General features: G+C 62.0%; 22 protein-coding genes. 11 read left to right on the plus strand and 11 right to left on the minus strand.

Annotated elements, in window-relative coordinates; all coding sequences use genetic code 11:
* Positions 1-113: 113 nt before the first annotated feature.
* Both B9A95_RS33550 and B9A95_RS10580 read left to right on the plus strand, forming a co-directional pair.
* The gene (locus tag B9A95_RS33550) at positions 114-278 is read left to right on the plus strand and encodes a hypothetical protein (protein WP_170928578.1); all 165 of its coding nucleotides are present in this window, start codon (positions 114-116) and stop codon (positions 276-278) included.
* A 58-nt stretch (positions 279-336) separates the two neighbouring features.
* Positions 337-1,452: a WD40 repeat domain-containing protein gene (locus tag B9A95_RS10580; RefSeq protein ID WP_084047215.1), complete on the plus strand. Its 1,116-nt coding sequence runs from the start codon at positions 337-339 to the stop codon at positions 1,450-1,452.
* A gap of 158 nt (positions 1,453-1,610) precedes the next feature.
* On the opposite strand, the gene B9A95_RS10585 is transcribed toward B9A95_RS10580, so the two are convergent.
* From B9A95_RS10585 to B9A95_RS10595, 3 genes are read right to left on the minus strand one after another with little or no spacing between them, the layout of a single operon-like run.
* Entirely contained in the window at positions 1,611-2,141 is a 531-nt protein-coding gene (locus B9A95_RS10585) for a hypothetical protein (RefSeq protein WP_084047217.1), read from the minus strand.
* A gap of 53 nt (positions 2,142-2,194) precedes the next feature.
* Positions 2,195-2,896 carry a GIY-YIG domain-containing protein gene (locus B9A95_RS10590; protein WP_212648304.1) on the minus strand — a complete coding sequence of 234 codons (702 nt, stop codon included), beginning with the start codon at positions 2,894-2,896 and terminating at the stop codon, positions 2,195-2,197.
* On the minus strand, positions 2,893-3,345 hold the full coding sequence (locus B9A95_RS10595; RefSeq protein ID WP_084047219.1) for a DUF6884 domain-containing protein: 453 nt from the start codon (positions 3,343-3,345) through the stop codon (positions 2,893-2,895). The genes B9A95_RS10590 and B9A95_RS10595 overlap by 4 nt, the downstream gene beginning before the upstream one ends.
* Before the next feature lie 318 nt (positions 3,346-3,663).
* On the opposite strand from B9A95_RS10595, the gene B9A95_RS10600 reads away from it, so the two are divergent.
* The 3 genes from B9A95_RS10600 to B9A95_RS36210 all read left to right on the plus strand — a co-directional run bounded on the left by B9A95_RS10600 (position 3,664) and on the right by B9A95_RS36210 (position 5,092).
* Positions 3,664-4,305 (plus strand): ParA family protein, encoded by a 642-nt coding sequence (locus tag B9A95_RS10600; RefSeq protein ID WP_084047221.1) that lies wholly within the window; start codon positions 3,664-3,666, stop codon positions 4,303-4,305.
* On the plus strand, positions 4,302-4,664 hold the full coding sequence (locus tag B9A95_RS10605; RefSeq protein ID WP_084047223.1) for a hypothetical protein: 363 nt from the start codon (positions 4,302-4,304) through the stop codon (positions 4,662-4,664). The genes B9A95_RS10600 and B9A95_RS10605 overlap by 4 nt, the downstream gene beginning before the upstream one ends.
* 305 nt (positions 4,665-4,969) lie before the next feature.
* The gene (locus tag B9A95_RS36210) at positions 4,970-5,092 is read left to right on the plus strand and encodes a hypothetical protein (RefSeq protein ID WP_281255847.1); all 123 of its coding nucleotides are present in this window, start codon (positions 4,970-4,972) and stop codon (positions 5,090-5,092) included.
* Between the two features lie 49 nt (positions 5,093-5,141).
* Here B9A95_RS36210 and B9A95_RS10610 read toward each other — a convergent pair whose 3' ends face one another.
* The 3 genes from B9A95_RS10610 to B9A95_RS10615 form a co-directional block, all read right to left on the minus strand.
* On the minus strand, positions 5,142-5,333 hold the full coding sequence (locus B9A95_RS10610) for a DNA topoisomerase (RefSeq protein WP_139806671.1): 192 nt from the start codon (positions 5,331-5,333) through the stop codon (positions 5,142-5,144).
* A complete protein-coding gene (locus B9A95_RS32045) occupies positions 5,330-5,539 on the minus strand; it encodes a hypothetical protein (protein WP_139806672.1) in 210 nt (69 codons plus the stop codon). The genes B9A95_RS10610 and B9A95_RS32045 overlap by 4 nt, the downstream gene beginning before the upstream one ends.
* Positions 5,540-6,324: 785 nt before the next feature.
* On the minus strand, positions 6,325-7,767 hold the full coding sequence (locus tag B9A95_RS10615) for a replication initiator protein A (protein WP_084047226.1): 1,443 nt from the start codon (positions 7,765-7,767) through the stop codon (positions 6,325-6,327).
* A gap of 258 nt (positions 7,768-8,025) precedes the next feature.
* Here B9A95_RS10615 and B9A95_RS10620 point away from each other — a divergent pair, with 258 nt between their 5' ends.
* The 5 genes from B9A95_RS10620 (at position 8,026) to B9A95_RS10645 (ending at position 11,941) form a co-directional block, all read left to right on the plus strand.
* The gene (locus B9A95_RS10620) at positions 8,026-8,520 is read left to right on the plus strand and encodes a GIY-YIG nuclease family protein (protein WP_084047228.1); all 495 of its coding nucleotides are present in this window, start codon (positions 8,026-8,028) and stop codon (positions 8,518-8,520) included.
* A complete protein-coding gene (locus B9A95_RS10625; protein ID WP_084047230.1) occupies positions 8,517-9,140 on the plus strand; it encodes a hypothetical protein in 624 nt (207 codons plus the stop codon). The genes B9A95_RS10620 and B9A95_RS10625 overlap by 4 nt, the downstream gene beginning before the upstream one ends.
* An 816-nt stretch (positions 9,141-9,956) precedes the next feature.
* Positions 9,957-10,259, plus strand: coding sequence for a hypothetical protein (locus tag B9A95_RS10635; RefSeq protein ID WP_084047234.1), 303 nt, complete (start codon positions 9,957-9,959; stop codon positions 10,257-10,259).
* Between the two features lie 93 nt (positions 10,260-10,352).
* Positions 10,353-11,198, plus strand: coding sequence for an ArdC-like ssDNA-binding domain-containing protein (locus B9A95_RS10640; protein WP_084047236.1), 846 nt, complete (start codon positions 10,353-10,355; stop codon positions 11,196-11,198).
* A gap of 512 nt (positions 11,199-11,710) precedes the next feature.
* Positions 11,711-11,941 (plus strand): hypothetical protein, encoded by a 231-nt coding sequence (locus B9A95_RS10645; protein WP_084047238.1) that lies wholly within the window; start codon positions 11,711-11,713, stop codon positions 11,939-11,941.
* Positions 11,942-12,015: 74 nt separating this feature from the next.
* Here B9A95_RS10645 and B9A95_RS10650 read toward each other — a convergent pair whose 3' ends face one another.
* On the minus strand, positions 12,016-12,474 hold the full coding sequence (locus tag B9A95_RS10650) for a hypothetical protein (protein ID WP_084047722.1): 459 nt from the start codon (positions 12,472-12,474) through the stop codon (positions 12,016-12,018).
* A gap of 16 nt (positions 12,475-12,490) precedes the next feature.
* On the opposite strand from B9A95_RS10650, the gene B9A95_RS32050 reads away from it, so the two are divergent.
* Positions 12,491-12,673: a hypothetical protein gene (locus tag B9A95_RS32050; protein ID WP_139806673.1), complete on the plus strand. Its 183-nt coding sequence runs from the start codon at positions 12,491-12,493 to the stop codon at positions 12,671-12,673.
* A 118-nt stretch (positions 12,674-12,791) separates the two neighbouring features.
* Here B9A95_RS32050 and B9A95_RS10655 read toward each other — a convergent pair whose 3' ends face one another.
* From B9A95_RS10655 to B9A95_RS10675, 4 genes are all read right to left on the minus strand, one after another.
* Complete coding sequence (locus B9A95_RS10655) at positions 12,792-13,775, minus strand: IS4 family transposase (RefSeq protein WP_084047240.1); 984 nt, start codon at positions 13,773-13,775, stop codon at positions 12,792-12,794.
* A gap of 373 nt (positions 13,776-14,148) precedes the next feature.
* The gene (locus tag B9A95_RS10660; protein WP_084047242.1) at positions 14,149-15,000 is read right to left on the minus strand and encodes an IS3 family transposase; all 852 of its coding nucleotides are present in this window, start codon (positions 14,998-15,000) and stop codon (positions 14,149-14,151) included.
* On the minus strand, positions 14,997-15,296 hold the full coding sequence (locus B9A95_RS10665; protein ID WP_084045091.1) for a transposase: 300 nt from the start codon (positions 15,294-15,296) through the stop codon (positions 14,997-14,999). Before B9A95_RS10665 ends, B9A95_RS10660 begins: the two co-directional genes overlap by 4 nt.
* A gap of 532 nt (positions 15,297-15,828) precedes the next feature.
* A complete protein-coding gene (locus B9A95_RS10675) occupies positions 15,829-18,819 on the minus strand; it encodes a PAS domain S-box protein (protein ID WP_084047246.1) in 2,991 nt (996 codons plus the stop codon).
* Positions 18,820-18,821: the final 2 nt, after the last annotated feature.

Genomic DNA, 18,821 nt, shown 5'->3' on the forward strand with positions numbered 1-18,821 from the left:
GGTCAATAGAAGCCAGCGCCCGAGGAGTTGAGCTGATGCCCTGCCTGCCCACCTCTCCCCTTCCCTGTTGATCTGTTAGGGCATCAATAGGGGAGCCATCAGGCTTATGGCCCATGCCCGCCGACTCTGAGTCACTGTCCGGAAGCATCACCAGCTTTGACTCTTACCTGCTGGACGAGGTGCTGGGGCACGCCAGCATCGCCACGACGCAGATGTATACGTACATCAACAAGAGCAGACGCAAGGCAGCCGTTGACAGTTTGCCTGACGTCCGATGAGGGAGCCGCCCCATTCGAGTCGTCGTCACGGCTCATCTCTTGCCCTTATGGTGCGGTCGTGTTCACCCCGCTCCTGCTGGCTGGCTTGCTGACCACCGCCATACCGCCTTTTCAGCGCGCCGTCCCGCTGCCTGCCGGCTCCGACGCCTCCTCCATTTACGTGGATGCGCAGCGCGCTGTTCTGGAGAGCCGCGGTCAGTTGACGCTCATTCCTCGCCAGGGCCCTGTCCGTTCCATCCCCACCAAGGTGACCCCCGAGGAAACCAACTCCAGCCAGTTTCGCGGCACGCAGGTTCTCCCCTCTGGAGAGGTGCAAAGCCTGCGGCTGGACTTCCGCGCCTGTGAGGCTCAGCTCTGGAGGAGCAGCGCGGGACGTCCGGTGGCCAGGCTGCAAGGCGACTTTAAAGAGGCCCTGAGCTGCGGCCGTGAAACGGAGTACGCCTTCACACCGCACTTCAGTCCCAACGGCCGGTCTCTGGCAACCGCCGACGCCCGTGGGCTGCGCCTGTGGAACACCAAAGACGGAACGCTTATCTGGCAGCAACCGGGGAGCTTTTCCAACGTGATGCACCGTCCGGATGGAACGCACCTCGTGGCCGTGGCGAACACGGCGAAGGGCCTTCAGTTGGAGTTGTGGCGCAGCGACCTGAAGGGGCGAATCTCCGCCCTGCGGGTGCCGCGCACCTGCCTGCGTGCGATGACTCCGGGAATTGACGTGGACCACGAGCAGGTCGCTTTTGCCTGCCAGGGGGAGGTGCGGGTCTGGAACTGGCGTGAAAGCAAGGTGTACGAACTGAAACGCAAGGATGCCGGAGTGGAGATGGACGTGGCCCCCGTGCTCTTCGGTCATTACGTGGCGCTGAATGAGCATGACCGGGGAGCGGCACTCTGGGACATCCGCAGCGGTCAGCGTCTGGTGCAAACGCAGGTTCCTGCGGGGGTTCAGGTGACGGACGTCGCCTTCGCACTGGGTGGATTCCTGGCCGTGGCGCTGAGCGACGGGACCGTGCAGACCTACGACCCTGAGAAGCAGGGGAAGTTCCTGCGGACCGAGCAGGTCTTCCGCGCGGCAGGCAAGGACCAGTACCTGACCTTGGCGTTCAGCGGGGCCTGGGGACAGATGCTGGTGGTGTCAGGCACGCAAGCCCAGGTCATTGAACTACCGCGCGGGTGAGTTTCTCTGAGTTGTGTGTTTGTACACAACTTAACTTTTTTGTGTATTTGTACACACATATGGTTTTTGACGCTTAGGAAGTGATGTTCGCCCCTCCACCTCTGGTGGGTTCGGGGCGTCCTATCTGGCCATCCTGTTGTGGCTCTGGCGGGTGAAACTTAACTCATCCAAGTCCATTTTTTGCTCGTGACCGTCCGTGCCTGGCTTCCTCGAGCGAGACGGTAGGCATGGCCATAGATGCGGGTAGAGACCTCAATCTGCGCCTGTTCTTGCCCCCGATCAAACCCAACCCGGGAAACGGTGAGCAATGAGCCGGCCTGTGGGTACAGGGAGTGAAACGCATCCCAGCTCCTGTCGCGCTGATGCGGGTAACGCTTGTGACTCATGCGCAGCAACTGCTCCACGGCTTGTGGGGTCAGCAGCGTGAACCGCCCCCGGATCACTGCGTGGCCACGGTAGATCAGGCGTGGCTCATGGATGTTTTTGAGCATCCAGTCTTCCTCTTCTTCGCTCGGCACCCAGGGGGGTTGTATCTCACGTTGTTCAAGGGAGTGCAGGTAGGAAGAATAGAACCCCTCAGCTGTCGACGAAGCTGTCATTTCTTCCAAGACACCTTGAGGATGGCGCGGCGATTGGTATTCCGTTTGGAGCACGTGGGCGATGACCTCGTATTCGTTGTCAGGCAGCATTTTCAGTTCGCCCCTACGAGACGATACCAACCCCCTCCTCCCCTTAACCTTGGCTACACGGCGTCATGCCCCCGCACGAGCCGCTCGAACACGCTCAAGAACTCCGGGTCAACGCGGTCGTCCACATGCCGCACGTTCCACAGTGCACTCCGCCGAATCGCTGGAGCCTGCGCTTGCCGTCCCAGCCAGGTCTCTGAACCCGGATCTGTCCCTGCATTCACGTTATTGAGCAGCGCGATCGCATTCTGCTCCACGAAGGCCCGCTCGCTGTCCTTCCCCGGCGCGTCGCCGACCGACAGCCAGAGCACCCCGAACTGCCCCAGTGTCTGGCTGACCCGCTGCTCGTGTTCGTGCTCGGCCTGCTTGACGGTCTGCCCTGCGCTGCTGCCGATGCCCCACGTGGCCAACGTCAGACCGTCGCGGGCCAAGAGGGCTGAACCGACGTGGCTGCGGAAGATGGAGCCCCGGTGGTTGCCACCACCATCCCTGACTTTGCCCTTGTGCTGGCTCAAACGGTTCCAGAGGCTCGTTTTGGAGTTCGCGCTGACGGCATGTGTACCGATCCGGACCACACGTGCTCCCTCACCCGTGACGGTGCGCTGCTCGCCTGGCTCGAAGAAGAAGTACACGCCCCGGTGTGGCCAACCTTTGCTCGTGCAGTCCTTGAGGAGCCGTCTGCCGCCAAGCCGCTGCTCAAGGTCGTCCAGCAACGTGTAGAAGTGGCGGATGGCCTGGGTCTGTTCGGTGGCGTTCACCAGTCTCCCCTCTGCGCCGCCTCGTTTAAGCGGCGGACCTGGACCTGAATCCCCGGTACATCCGTCAGGACCGCCTCGACTTCATGGCCTGCCTGTTTGAGCTTCGGGATGAGGGATTTGCGGTAGTGCCCTCCGGCAGCCAAGACGACCCGGTCACCGGACTGGAGCTGTGGCCCCAGGGCTGTGAAGACCTGCTCGGCCCAACGGCGGCTCTCGCCTGCTTTCAACACCTGCTCGTAAGGGGCGAGGTGCTGCTCCGGGTCAACCAGGCCGTGCAAGGCCGAGAGGATGAACCACCGCTCTCCGAAGCGCTCCGCGAATCGGCGCCGTGCCTGGAAGAGGCTGGAGGTGTACAGGTCTTTTGCCAGTGTGGGCTGTGACTGCTTGGACTTCACGCACCCGACGAGGACGATGGTGCGGCTGGCGCAGTCAGGGTGTGGGTCAAACATGGTAGACGGACTGTAAAAGCTCGATCGTTACACGTTCGGCACAAGATGTTCGTCCTGCCAGCAGGAGTTGTGGGGTGCCCAAGCGGCTGAGTGTCTATCTGCTCCAGAGGGCAGGTTCCAGGCAGGTCAAGATGTACACCACATAATTTGTGTACATGTACACGCGCAGCCAGGCAGTTTTTCACAATGACGGGTAAGACGATGCGCTTCTGGACAAACAAGAAAGCAAGTGAAATTCTTGATTGAGAAAGTTGTACACAACTTTACACACGTACAAATTTACTCCTAACCTTACGTGCGTGTTAGCTTGTTCATAGAATGACAAACGCACCCACAGGTCCACTTGTGATCGCCGTCGCTGGCCTCAAAGGAGGCATCGCGAAGACCACCACCGCCATCCACCTGGCTGGCGTCCTCGCCCATGAAGGACAGCGCGTGCTAGTGGCTGATGGAGACCGTATCCGGACCAGCACCGCGTGGGCCCGTGGAGGGAACCTACCTTTCACGGTGGCTCCCGTCACCGCACTTGCAAGGGCACGTGACTACGACGTGGTTGTCCTGGACACCCAGGGTGGCCCTGACAATACCGAACTGCTGGAGTTTGCCCGCACCGCAGACCTCACCCTCCTCCCCACAACTCCAGACATCAACGGCCTCGATGGTGCGGCTCAGACGGCCGAGATCCTGCGCTCCGGTGGAATCTCACCACGCAGCTATATGGCGCTGATCACCATGGTCCGCCCAGGCGGCATGAAAGAGATTGAGGCGCGGCGGGGTCTGAAAGAGCAGAGCGTGCCGGTGATGACCGCAACCGTACGCATCAGCGAGGCCTTCCGCGACGCGACGAACGCAGCCGTCTTGGTAAAGGACCTGCGTACGGACATTGCTGGGAAGTGCTGGCGGGATTACGAGGCCGTGGCGGGGGAAGTGCTGGAGCGCATTGTGGAGGCCCGGGCATGAGCAAGATCAGCGGAAGCCTCGCGGCCCTGAGGCAGATGCGGGAGGGCGAGAGGACAGATGAGAAGCCCGCCCCCATTGTTGAAGAGGCCCTCCCTGGTCCAGCCACCCCGAAGGAAGAAGTGTCCGCCACTGTGCTCAATAGGGGAGAGGGCAAGACCCTCGCTGGAAGGGTGCCTCTTGCCCTTCACCGGGAATTAACGCGTGCCCTTCTGGACGCTGCCGACGAGATGAACGTGCGGCGGGTCAATGTGGATGAAGCACTCGAGGCAGCCGTCCGCGTGGCGTTGCGACACCCAGAGGCGCACGGGCTGTGGCTGCAAGAAATTCTGGCGGTTCGGCGGGAACGCCGAGAGGAATAACGGAGCCGTCCCAGCTTTGAGAAAAAGGTGTCCCGAGGAGAGCCGCGTCGCCGCCCTACCGATCCTCAAGGACCGTCACGGGAACGGTAAGCGTGCCCGACGGGGCCGCCAGGTGGGCGTCCGAAAAATCGGCTTCCGCTCCTTCAGCAACCGCAGCGCCTCCAGCACCATTTGTTCTTCCAGGACCGTCCTGCTGGGCAGGGCGAGTACATTTGTCAGGGTCTCGGCGATCGGTCCCCTTTATGAAGTGCAGGTCTAGTTGGGCTCCTCCCTCAGGGCTGGTAGCGTCTGCTGGGGAGGAAGAGATGCGCGACCATGGTGACCTGTATCCTGAGGACGTCCTAAAGCGCTTTGAAGCGGCGCTCGAAGCGTTCGTTCTTACGACGAGCGCCGCCCCCTCACGGACGCTAAGCAGGCCGAGCGCGTGAGCGAGTACACGCAGGCCCGGCCACTGTCCGGCAAAGTACGCGGAGACCACTAGCCCAGCCAGGTCACATGCAGTTCGCCCTTTTCCACCCGTGTGTAGCCGCGTGTGTCCAGGGTGCTGAGAATGCTTGCGTAAGTCGAAGGCCGTCCGATGCCCTCCCGCTCCAGCACCTGCACCAGAGAGGGCTCTGTGGAGCGCGGTGGAGCTGGAGTCTTCTTGACCTCCGTCTTGGCGTCTTTCATGGGGAGCTGCTGCTGTTCCTGCACGTTCGGTAGCGGTTGGTTCTCGGGGCCGCCTGCACGTAGAGGTAGATCTGGGTAAAGCCGGGTTCGAGCATCACCCGTCCGCTCGTTGCTAGGCCACGGCTCCAGCGCCCAGCGTAAGGACCGTCTTGCTGCCCTGGAGGTCCATCATCTGGCTCGCAACCGTGCGGCGATAACCAGGTCATAGAGGACCACTTCCTCCCCCGCAAGGCCTGTTCGCTTCGGCATCCGAAACGCTTTGCCCGTCGGGCGGATCGCCTCATGCTCCTCCTGGGCATTCTTGGCCTTCGCGGCGTAGGACCGAGGGGATGAAGGCACGGCGTCCGGTCCGGAGGCGTGTGGCTGCCTCACGAGCTGCTGCCGTGGCCTCATGTCTGAGCGTTGGACTGTCGGTCGTAGATGATGAAGCTTTTCTCGTAGAGCTTCTGCGTCCCCTGCATAGTCTCAGCAACAGGGATCTCCCCGCTACAACCAGCTTCCATCGTCACCGACCGAGCAACCTGCTGAACATCTCTCCTGCTTTTGAGTGATGATGTCTTTTAAAGATAAAAGATAAAAAGAATTGATTGATCATCATCAGAGAGTGGGTTCCCGCGTGTCTAGGAGCGCCTTTTTCGGTGTTTCCCCCCACAAACTACGAGCTTTGCCTCCTCCAATCCCCCAGAAACTACGTGTCCTCCCTCAGGGCTTCCCCCAGAAACTACGAGGGTCGCTCACCGTAAATTCCCCATAAACTACGAGTGTTTCCCCCCAGAAACTACGTGCTTTGGGCGACGCAACTTTACGGAGATAACCTGAAAAAGAGGTCTATTCCCCCACAAACTACGTGCCCTCACATAGAGTTTCCCCACAAACTACGTGCCCTGATTCTCAGGTGGTTGAACGGCCCTCAGAACAGTGTTTTTTTGACTTTTCCCCCACAAACTACGACAAGGAACAGGGCCGGATCCCCCGTAAACTACGATGGCCCTCAGGAACCGACAGCAGGAGACCAGGTGCCGTCCAGCAACTGGCGTAACTCTGCCCGGACCTCATCCTGAGCCGCTGGTCCCTGACTCAAACTCTGAAGGGCACGCCGGACCAACTGACGCCCATCGATCTGGCCGTGAAGCACCAATTCTCCAAGACGGCTGCGGTCCAGGGCATTCAGGTGCTTGAGAACCCCAGTGAGGCTCAGCTGTCTGAGCACCCAGTCCAGCAGCGCTTGCCCCGACAGAACGGCCACTTCGGCCTCATTGCGGGCCTCAAGTTGCGCTTCATCCTGCTCGCGTTGTGCCCGCGTGCGCGGTGGGCGAGCGGGGCGCTCTGTCGAGGACGGGGCAGGGGACAGACCTGCGTCATCCAAGCCCGCGTAATCCTCTGGACGGGTCACCATCGCCACCATCAAGCCACCGCGATTTCCGATGGGCGTCTTGGCTGTCTGGAGGTAGCGGTCGAAACGGCGCGCCGCTTCGGGAATACGGTCCGGGAAAAGCGTCGTCAGGCGGAGGGCCATCCCGCGTTTCACCCCACGCGCCAGCATCATCTCCACGAGTTCCGGACGCTGGGTCTGGGGCAGATCGGCGAACACATACTCCAGGGTCGCGCTCATCCCCCTTCCGCTCCATTTCGCGTCCTGAAGGTAATCCCGCTCTACCAATTCCTGGTGCGCGCCTGAGAGTGCTTCCCGCACCTTGTCGGACCGCTGAGACAGGATGCCCAGGCTCGCGGCCCAGTCCCGCAATCCCACCTGAAACCCAGGCGCCAAGCCGTCGCTGCGGTGCTCGTCGAAGCGTCGCGCGTCCAATTGCCGGTACAGCGCCCGAACGAGCGGTTGACTCAGGCTGGTGTAGAAGCCCACGTCCAGAGGCTTGATGTACCCCGCCCGCAGATTTTCCGTGATGGGGTCCGCCAGGCGCACCGTGATGACGCTTCCTCCGCCCAGCGCACTCCTGGCGTTGTAGGCGAGGTACATGATCTGGCTGAACATCTGCGTACTCCACATCTGCTCGCCCTGCCGAAACCAGCCCTCCTTGATGGTGTACTTGGCGTCGGTCAGGCGTTTCAGGGCCTCTTCGAGGATGCGGTAGTACTGAACCGTCGTGGGAAACCCGCAGGCTTTGAGCAGGCGGTACGCACTCGTGCTGAACTTGCCGTCACTCGGTAAACCCGCTTCAAAACACAGGCTGATCAACCCGACCATCACGTCGTTGTCGAGGCCGTGCGGAACGGTCTGCCCTTCAGAGACGCTGCACAGAATGGAGGCGGGGCGTCCATCCGGCAAGGTGATGTCCCGTGACCAGGTGCGCAGGGTGGCAGGCACCGTCTTCTGGGCGCTGATGAGGCCGAGACGGCCCAGGTTGCGCTCGTCGTGTCCCGTGGTCATGCCCGCGTCTGCTGGCGGCAGGGGAGCACGCACGGCTTTTGGCGACATGCCCCCATTGTAAAACGCACATGGCAACTGAGCGTCTGCGGGTTTGTCTCAGGCGATCTCGCGCGCTCCAGCGACGTTGGACTTGCGGCCCATGATGAAGCCCGCGAAGTACAGGTGGCGAATGCTTTGTCGCAGGCGGTTGAGGTCCGTCAAGGAAGTGGCAGCGGGCGTCTGGACGGAGAAGCGAACAGCACTGGGGAGATGGCCTGGTGGCAAGACGGGAGGAGGTGTCTGGGACGGCCCTGTCAGAATGCCAGTGTGGTTGGCCCCGACGCTTCCCAGCAGCGCCTCCTCCTGGAGGCCTGGCTCTCCGCGCATCAGGCGTATGCGGCCCTGATGGCAACTGGCCGTACGCCCTTCTCGCGCCGCGCGGTGCTGGCCCGCGTCGCCTCACTCGCGGGCCAGCAGGGAGACGCCGAGTACGTGTACGTCCTGATGGAGCGCCGCCTGGATGAGGATGTCCCCGCGTACGTCGGCAAGGCCAAGGATCCCCTGAGGCGCTGGAGTCAGCACCTGAGCGGCCTGGAGCAAGGGGAGGGCAGCTACGCGCGGTGGCGGCGAAGACTGCTGCGGGAGGGGCACCACGAGGCCCGCTTTGATCTCCACCTGTACGTGGTCGGCCAGTCGCACGTGGCCTTTGCACCCCTGCCCGACTTTCCCTCCACCATCGGCAGCGTCGAGTACCAGCTGATCGGCCTCGCGGCTGGTGCCTTCCCCCTCCCCCTGCTCAACGTGGAGGGTCAGGCCCGGTGACCAAGCTGCAGTCCTGGCTCACTGCCTTTCCCGGCGCGAGAAGCGTGCCCCTGTTCGAGACCGACGGGCTCACTGTCCGAACCCACCTGCGGGGACGGGCGAAGGACCGGCGCGTCCCGACGCGCTCGCCCGACTTTGACGCGGCAGTGATCCAGCTGGTCGAGGCGGGCCTGGCGCGCGAGGACTGGACCGGCCTGGTCTACGTGATGGGCACAGGTGAGGGCGGGGCATTCACGCCACGTTATGTCGGCAAAACCGAGCGCCGTGGCACCCGGCATGACCTGAGCCGCAACATGGCGAACATCCGCCACAATCCCGAGCGCTTCGCCCGGTGGGGCTACGGCCTGGATTACCACGTGGGGGACCTGAGCCACGCCCTGTTTGGCTTTTCCGCCTACCGCCCCCCGCAGGGCAAGTATCGACGCTGGGCGGAGGCGCTGTTCCTGACCTTCGATCCCCCGGTACTGCGAGAGCCTGTGCATGTCCTGTGGTTGCCCTGGTTCGGAGACAGCCGAGGGCCAAGCGGTTTGGGTGTGACGGTAGCGGCGGCCGAGAAGGAAGTGATCGCGCTGGCGTCCGTTGAGCATCCCGAGGCGTTGCTCAACGTTGACGGGCGGTGAGGAGGCTGGCTTGACGGCTTCACAAGGGGCCCGCTGGAAGAGGCTGGAGGGTTTGCGTTGGGTGAAGTGGGCGACCTCGCCGCGTGGTCGAGGTCGGCTGCGGAGCACGTGCGCTCCTGCGCGGAGGGGGCGGCGGCCCCCTTGACGCGCATGCGCGTCTGCACCCCCGCGTGAAGGTGGGTGAAGCGCAGCAGGGGAGACGAGGGAGGCCAGGCCCGCGGCCCTCAGGGGGCCAGCACCAGAAGGGCGCTCGCCGCGAGGGCAGAAGCCGAAATGTCAGAGGGAAAGGCGCCTCAACATTTCGGCTTCGCCGTCCACGATCCGGGGAGCCGTTGCCGTCCAGGGCAGGCCCTCCGGGTGCAGAAGAGCGCTGCACCCTGGACAGCGCAGGGGCAGAGGCGGGGGGAAAAGAAGGCCCTGGTCATACGCAATCAACGACCCGGGGGACGCCGAGGTAGCGGAGAGACTCAGCCTTTGCCTTGGTCGTCAAGGACCGTGTAAGCGCGGACGATGAAAGCGCCACGCTCTTCAGCGGTCATGGTACCGAAGCGGTCAAGGATTGTTTCAGGTGCTCGCACTCGGTAAACGCGCGTTCCTTCTCCTTGTTCCAGAACCTTCACTCCAAGTACCTCCGGGTGGGGCTTAAGCCCCCTGTAGCGGCCCTGCTTGCTCATGCCTCAAAGCTAGCATAGCAACGTGTAACACGACGATAATTATTGACAACAACGCGTAACGCGTAGTAATATAAAGGCACTTCGGAGGCGTTCCGGCAAGAGCCGCCCCCGAAGAAATCCCACCCCGTTCCAGGAGAAGGATATGAGCGAGTTTAGCACCCACATTTCTGGCAACCCCCGTCCCGGCGTCGTTTTCGAGCACAGCGCAGAAGGCGCGTGCGTCATCCTCAATCCGGACCTGACGTTTACCAGCGTCAAGGACGGCCAGGTGTCCACCTTTCTTCCCAGCCTGGATCAGCTTGAGATGTGGCAGCTCGACGCTTACGAGGCAGTGCAGGGCATCAACCCCGACGTGCGTGTCGGTGAGGTCGGGCGGCGCATGGCGCAGAATCTGGAGCTTCACCTAATGGATCTCCGCCAGTCGCGCGCCGATATGGCCTGCTGAGTTCGATCCGGCAGGGGCGGCCAACCTCGCCGCCCCTCACCCACCACGCACCGACGCACACGGGCCACTTCCATGCTGGCCCGAGGGGGACCCATGACCACCGACCCTGCACCCGTTGCCCCAATTCCCGCCGCTGAACTCCTGCGGCAAGTCGAGCACCACGTGGAACACCTCGCCCAGGGAGGCAGCATCGAACTGCTGGCGTACCTGGCCTTTGCCGCCCGCTTCCACACCTACAGCGTCAACAACCAGGTGCTGATTCTCCTGTCCGCCCCAGAAGCGCGCTTTGTCGCGGGCATCAAGACCTGGAACCAGCAGGGACGCCGCGTCAGAAAAGGCGCGAAGGGCATCAAGATTCTCGCCCCCATGACGCGCCGGGTCGAGGAGAACGGGGAAGAGAAGCGCGCTTTGGTGGGTTTTCGTACCGTGACCGTTTTCCCTGACACGGCGACCGAAGGCGACCCGTTGCCGGAGACGTCATTTATGACCGCGCAGGAGGGCGGAGACCTGGCCCTGTTCGATCATCTCGTGTCGCACTGCCCGTACCCCGTGAAATGGGAACCGCTGAGCAGAGCGCACGGGATGACGGACGGGGGTGTGATCACCCTCGATCCGGACCGCTGCGCGACGCCCGCCCAGCGCATCCGGGTGCTGTTCCACGAGTGGGCGCACGCCGCGCTGCACTTCCAGGGGGCACAGCTGCGCGCGGAAGACCTGCCCGACCGCCAGACCCGGGAACTGGAAGCGGATGCGGCGGCCTATGTGCTGGCGAGCTTGCACGGGGTCGAGGCGACCGCCGCGGTCAGCGACTACCTCACCACCTGGGGTGGAAACGCGGAGAAGCTCCGCGCCAGCCTGGGCCGCATTCACCAGGCTGTGTCCAGCATCCTGGGGCGCTTCCAGAACAGCAGCCGCATGACGCCGCAGGCCGCCGACTGATCCACGGCGGGGGGTGGCGCACTCACCCCCCAGCCCGCCCGGCGCGTCTGGTGTGCCAGGCGGGCAAGAAGTGGAAACGCCCCCGTTGAGCAGGGGAGAGGCCGGGCGCTGCGGTGCTCCCCGGTTCGGCTCCGCCTCACGTCCCCACCCCCCGGCCCCCGCCCCGAGGCGGGGGAGCCAAAGCGGAGCGGCCCTGATGGCCGCCTGTGCTCGATCGTCCAGCGCCTGCGCTGACTGGCCGGGGAAATCCAGCACAACGGTTCCATGCGGAGATCCAATCCAGAGCGGGAGGACCGGACAGGGCTTTTGAGCACGGCGAGCGGGGGTCGAGCCTCTGCTGCTGAAGAAGCACGTCAGGCCAGCGCCGCTCCTGGTGTCTGGCGTGGAGATCACGGACGTGGACCGGCAAGCTGAGCATCGCTTCAGTGACTCCGGCCCTCTGCCAGTCTTCGCATCTGCGTTCCCCTTCCATCCCCCGTTCCGATCTGCTGGAGTGGGCGCAGGAGCAGCCCATGGGCAAGAAACGCGACATCCCCAAGTACGAACAAACCCACCCGCCCCACCTCGCCACCGCGGACACACTCCGGGGTGAAGGCCTCAAACCCCACCGTGACCAGCTCCCTGCCGCCCTCTTCCTGCACAAGACCCGCGACCGAGAAAGCCTCAGCGCCCTGTACGAACGTGATCAGTGTGTCCCCATCGAGAACAAGAATGAAGCCTCTTCATCCTCGGCCGAGCGCTGATCCAGAAGCAGATCTTCCCCCAATCACGCAGAACCCCCGCACATCAGGCGGGGGTTCTTGTCAGAAACTAGCGTTTACTTCTTGGCGGTGCGCTTGGCCCTGGGCTTGGGCGCTGCGGCCTTGCTCTTGCGGGCGTTGCCGAGGTTCTGGCCCTTCGCGTAGCTGTTTTGCAGCTTGCGGCGGGTTTCTTCAGCGAGGGCCTTGAAGTCAATGACACCCTCTTCGAGGTTCTCCACCGTGAGCTTGGGCTTGCCACGGCTACGGATAGGGGCCGACGCCAGTTCCTTGTCCACGCCCTCGAACCACTTGTCGAACTTCGAGGACGTCTCAAAGACCATGTCCTTCATGTCCTTCTCGTAGGTCTCGTCGCTGCCACGTCGCTTGAATTTCTTCGGGAGCGTGAAGCGCTCGGGAAGGTCAATGGCGTCGAACTCGCCCTCCCGCACGGCGTCACGGAAACGCTTGACAAAGGCGTCGCTCTGCTGCGGGGTGGACAACTGACGAATCTGTTCACTTAATTTGGAATAAGGCACGAGGCAAGGGTACTCCATGTTCGCCAAAGAGGCACTTCCTGCGATCTTTAAGGAGCTGACGGGTGTAAAGCGCGGTATCCCTCAGGACTTCCCCTCGCTGGCCCATGTTTTTCTCGTGCTGGTGAACACATCATCACCGTCAGCTCCTTCCCTCGCTTTGTTTGGCGTGCATAGAACGTCTTTGATGACAGCGGCCTGACTTTTAGAAGTGGCCTCGCTTGTAGGTGACAGAAGGAACAGATCAGACTTCCGCTACGGAATCGGACGCCAATGCTTTCGCGTCGGCCTTGCTGATGCCGGAGATGATGGTTCGGTCTTCAGTAGATGACAACTTCACTTTTTTCTCGTTCCAGTGAGGAAAAAGGCCGGAGGAGGACTTGAAGGATCTCCGCCAGTTGGTGCGGGACCCAGCGCAGCACGTTGTGCAAAAGCTCTGATCCATACCGGACGAGGCTCATGGCCCGGCGGCCATGAGCCAAGACTCGGATAGGTTGGGTCTCGTGGCGCCAGACGCCCACTCGCAGGCAGCTCAACCACGCCAGGGTGACGAGCCCAAACAAGCGCTCCAGGCGCCCTTTGTCCGTCACTCCAGTGCGCTCCAGATCAAACCCCCGCATCTTTTGCGAGCTGAACGTACATTCAATGGACCAGCGGAGCTTGTACAGCTTCCATGTCTCCCAGACGCCAAAATCTGTGGCGATGATCACCAGGTCACCCGCGGGTGACCTGGTTGCCACGACCCGCATACGCTCTCCGAAGACCTGTGTTTTTTCGGCGATCATTCGGAATTGACCCTGTTGCAGATCTTGGAACCACGTCTCTGCTGCGAGCTCTTCCAGCACGGTGTCTTTGCAAATCCGAACAGCTCGACGAATGCCCTTGCGTCGCAGGAAGCGGAACCACTCGGCACCTATGAACTCCCGGTCCGCCACCAGGCCCTTCCAGCGTCGCGCTGGAAGGGCCTCCAGCAGCTTGGAGACCACCCACATCCTCGCCCGGGTGTCACTGTTGCCGGTGTGATCCAAGGCCACCCAGTACAGGGGGATCGTGAATCCGTGGACGACCGCACCCAGCACCAGGAGGTTGAGGGGAGATTCCCCATGTTCCCAGGTGGTGCGGTCCAGGCTCATGAGGATTTTCCCCGGGGGAAGGTGTGCCAACAGCAGTGCCAGGAAGACCTGAGCGGTGAGTTGCTCGTCATGGACGGCGCGTTCCACGCGCCGTTTCTTGGCTTCGGTGGAACTGATGCCTGGGAGATGTGGACCAAGGTCGCGGTGGTTGACGCTCTGCGCCGTGATCATGGCCTTCATGCACATCTGTAGCGCGCTAGAGGGTGTCGATGCGCAGAAAGGGCACACAGGTTTTGAAGTGAGCCGTCAATGCAGAGGTCGACTGGGGAGGGGATGTGGGTTGCATACCTCAACACACCGCCTGCCGCCGTCCCTGTCCAGGGACACACAGGAAAACAGCTTTTTATCGTCTAGGACAATGAAAAGCGAAGTTGTCATCTACTGAGGTGTCTCCGGATGTCCTTCTCGCATTCGGACCAACTCACGCAATTTGGTATGCAACGCTTCCCACACGCCTTGCAGCCTCCACATCCTGTGCGCGTGGTCGGTTGTTTGCCCGGGGGAAAGATTGGAGTGAACCCAATGGAGCGGACCGCAGGGCAAGTCACATCTGGGTAGCAGTGTAGCGGGCAGCGAACTCGGCAGGTGGGACGTATCCCAGGCTGGAGTGCAGTCGGCGGCGATTGTACAGGTCCGCAATAAAGAAATTGATGTGTCGCCGGGCATCGTCCAGATCGACGTACTCTTGCAGATCGACCTCCTCGGTCTTCAGGGTCTTGTAGAAACTCTCCATTTTGGCGTTGTCATAGGGATTGCCTGTCCTGGACATGCTTGGCGTGATTCCTGCGGACCGCAAGCGGTCCACGTACACTCGGCTCGCGTATTGCATGCCCTGGTCCGAGTGGTGCAGCAGACCGGGAGCAGGACAACGCGCCGAAAGCGCGTTGTTGAGCGCTGCCAACGGCAAATCCGCGTCCATGAACTTTGACATGGACCAGCCCACGACCTCACGGGTAAAACCGTCCAGCACGCAGGCCAGGTACACAAAGCCTTGCCGGACTCGCACGTAGGTCAGGTCTGCCTGCCAGACCTGATTGGGCCGTACCGGAACGGCGTCACGCAGCAGGTTGGGAAAGCGCTTCTCGCTGTGGTTGGAATCCGTCGTCGCCCGGTGGCGGCGCTTGGGACGGCACAACAACCGTCGTTCCCGCATGACACGCAACACGCGCTTGTGATTGACCGGGCGGCCCCGTCGGGCCAACTCGCGGGTGACACGCCGATATCCGTACCCGTTGAACTCCATCACCACGGCCTCAATGTCCTGGGACAACGCCTGATCGGTGTCCACCTCCTCCCGGCCCTGCTGTTCGTAGAACCACGAGCGATTGACGCCGTGCAGCTCGCACAGACGACGTACCGACACCTGGGGATACGCGAGTCGCGCATCCTCGATCATTTGATGCCGTTTTTCGAGCGGTACGTCGCCAACGACTTTTTTAGAATCGTGTTCTCCAGCGACAACTGTCCGCAAAATCGTTCCAACTCGGCGATTCGTTGTTCCAACGACTGGTCGGGTTTGGCCTGGTCGGTGAACGCTGCTTCACCTCGCGCCTCGACCTCTTTCCGCCAACGGTGAATCAAGCTGGGCGACAGGGCATGTTCTCGGCAGAGCTGGGCGGTCGTCTTGTGAGCCCCATTGATCTGGTTCACGATGTCAAGCTTGAATTCACGGCTGTGGGTGCGTCCGGGCATCTTGGCTCCTTCGGTGCTGTCAGCCTACGGGCTGACGGGGACGAAGTGCTTGGCCTCTTGGTCCGGTCCTAAGGGGTCAGTCCAGATCGTGAGGCCGTCGCCCGCCAGGCCGCGACCTCCGCGGAGGACGGAGAAGATGCTCTCCAGAATTTCTTGCAAAGACCACTTGCGCGGTCGACCCACAAGCGATTCAGGTGGGGTCAGCGGCTGGAGGACGTTCCACTCGGTATTGGTGAGGTCGTTTGGGAGGTCACGGCCGCGTCATGCGCGCACCACCTCCGCCCTATCATCCCTCCATCCTCTACGCGGGTAAAACCCGCTCCAGCACGTTTTTCAGGCGGACTTTAAGAGCGTGTCTCCGCTCGGTCGAGCGGCCCCTTGGTCTTCGCGGGGAATGCTGCCGCCTTGCTCTGGCGGATGCACCTGCGCCTTGAAAGCCCGCCGCCTTCTATCCATTCGGTGTGCTGGAAGTGTTCTTCGCCTGGGGACACCATTTGTCTGTGGCAAGTGACCCACCGAGTGGATCCACGATTCAGCCGCCGAGCAGTTGGAAGAAGGTTTCCACGACTTCCGGATCAAAGTGGGAACCCGCACCACTCCGGATATGCTCAAGTGTCCTTTCCCGGGTCCATGCTGCTCGGTAAGGGCGATCACTGGTCAGCGCGTCATACACGTCCACCACCGCGAACGCCCGGGCCGTCAGGGGAATGGCCTCGCCCTTGAGGCCGACCGGGTAGCCACTGCCGTCCCACTTCTCATGGTGGTACTGCGGAATGTCAAGCGCTGGGCGCAGGAACCGGATCAGCGAGAGCAGCCTCACCGCATGGTCCGGATGCTGCTTCATCAACCCCCATTCCTCCTCGGTCAGCTTGCCTGGCTTCAGGAGAACCGCGTCGGGAATGCCCATCTTGCCAATGTCATGCAGCAGCGCTCCCCGCCGCACGTCCACCAGTTTCTCTGAGGACAGTCCCAGCTGCTGACAGAGCTGCACCGTCATCTCCGTCACGCGCCGGGAGTGCCCCTCGGTCTCCCTATCGCGCAGATCAAGTGCCCTGGCCCAGCCTTCGATGGTTTCGTCGTACGCCAGTCTCAGTTCCAGGTTCTTGCGATCCAACTCCCTGAGCAGCTGCGCGTTGTCCACCGCGATCGCGGCCTGGGCGGTCAGCATCTCGAAGGTCTCTAACCAAGTCACAGATGGGTCAAACGGTTCCTGGTGAAGCACTTCCATCACGCCCAGGACCTTGCCCTTGGCCAGCAGCGGCGCACCGTAATAGGTCATCAGCCGTTCCCGAGTCAGCACTTCGTGCCAGGCGGGCGAGATTGAAGCGTGTTGCAGGTCAGGCACGGTCAGGGCTTTTCGGCTGAGCGCCACTTCGCCCGCCAGACTGTTGCCGACGCGCACGGTCGACCCCTGGAGCGGCTTGGTAAATCCACGGGTGCCCGCGTACTCCAGGCTCAGGGTGTGCGGATCGAGCAGCAGCAAGGTCACGGCGTCCGCCCCCAGTTCCTGCGCGACGTTATCCAGGATCAGCCCCAGGGTGGTCGTGAGGTCGCTGCTTGAGGCGATGGCCTGATCGATCTCCCGCAGGCCGATGACATGACGCAGTTGCTGCTGAAGGTGCTCATTGAGGTGCTGAATCTCGTTCCTCGCCGACTGGCGTTCCGAGATGTCCTGCGCGATCTTTGATACGCCGATAACCCGGCCAGCCAGGTCGAAAATCGGTGAAGCCGTCACGAGCACCGGGACCTGGCGTCCATTCTTCGCCACACGCACCGACTCAAAGGGATTGAGCCACTCACCCGCCCCGACCCGTTCAAGCATTTCCGATTCCTCAACGTGGAATTCCGGCGGGACGATCAGGGCCATCGACTGACCCACGGCTTCCACTGCAGCGTAGCCGTAGAGCTGTTCGGCCCCTGTATTCCATGAGCGGATGGTGCCGTCCAGCGCCACCCCGAGAATGGCGTCCTGACTCGCCTGCACGATGGCCGCCAGGTACGCCTGGTCCTCTTCTGCTGCCCGGCGCTCTGTGATGTCGCGGGCCACACAGTACATCAATGAATCACCGGGCAGCAGAACTGCCGCCCACTCCATCCACACCACCGTTCCGCTGCGATGGAGGTAACGGTTCTGAAAGGTGATCGTGGTGTGTCCTGCGGTGATGCTGACTTCTTCCTGCGCGGTCCTGTCTTGGTCCTCCGAATGCACGAAGTCCAGATAGGGGCGGCCAAGAAGTTCTTCAGGAGCGTAGCCGAGAATCTGTTGGCAGGCCTCGCTCACGGTGACGAAGCATCCTGCGGCGTCGAAGGACGCGATCATGTCCAGGGAGAGGTCCAGGGTCCGTTGCAGTTCAGTTGCGATGCGGCGGTAGCGCTGTTCGCTTTCCTCCAGTATCCGTTGCGCCACCTTCTCAGCGGTGATGTCACGGGCGAGGGTGACCACACAAGGTTCACCCTCGAGCTCGACCAGAACCAATGAGAGAACCATGTCATGATGCTCGCCGGACCTGGTGTGCAAGCGCACTTCACGGCTCTGCACTGGACTTCCTTCACTCACCTCGCTCGCTATCCGATCACGGTCAACGCGGTCAACCTGGAGTCCAGTCTCTTGAGAAGTGCGGCCGATCACCTCCTCCCGGAGGTAGCCGACCTGATCCAGGAAGGCCTCGTTCACATCGATGAACCGCTCGTCGCTCAAGCGACTAATAATGATGGGCATCGGGCTGGCCTGGAAGACTTTTGAGAAGCGGTCCTCGCTCATCCGGAGCTGTTCCTGATCCTGATGATGTTCGGTCACGTCGCGGGTGAAGACCGAAAAGCCGTCCTCAGCCGGGTAGGCGGTCGCTTCAATCCACTTGCCGAATGGCTCCAGATAGCTCACGGCACTTTGAGCCGTTCCCGTTTCTCTGGCCCGTTGAACAGTTTGAAACACAGCGGACTCAGCAAGTTCCGGGAAGATCGTGAACAGGTGTTGACCAATGAAGTCTTCGGGACGCTGTCCGGAAATAGCGGCGGCGGCAGCATTGAGGTAAACGAAGTTCAGATCTCGGTCCAACGAAACGAAGCCGTCGGTCATCCGGTTGAGCGTGGAGATCAGCTGCTGATGCACCTGGGCTTCATGGTGTCTGGCTTCCTCACGGGCCGTCACGTCGTTCTGGAAGCCCACGAAGTGCGTGACGGTACCCGCCGCGTTACGAACTGGGCTGAGGCTCAACTCGTTGTAGAACAGCGTGCCGTCCTTGCGGTAGTTGCGCAGGGTCACGGTGACGCTCTGCTGCTGCTGCATCGCCTTCCGGATCTCACGAGCGCCGGGCTGATCGTGGGAGTGGCCCTGCAAGAAACGGCAGTTGTGCCCGACAATTTCGGCCGCCGGATAGCCAGTCAGACGTTCGAAGGCGGGGTTGACGTACACGATTGGGTGGTCGTCCTGAAGGGCGTCTGTAATCACGGTGCCGACAGCAGAAGACGCAATGACCTGACGCAAGAGCTGAAGATCGGACAAAAGCATGGGCAGCTCTGACATCA

It is taken from the genome of Deinococcus hopiensis KR-140 (assembly GCF_900176165.1).
Taxonomy (GTDB): Bacteria; Deinococcota; Deinococci; order Deinococcales; family Deinococcaceae; genus Deinococcus; species Deinococcus hopiensis.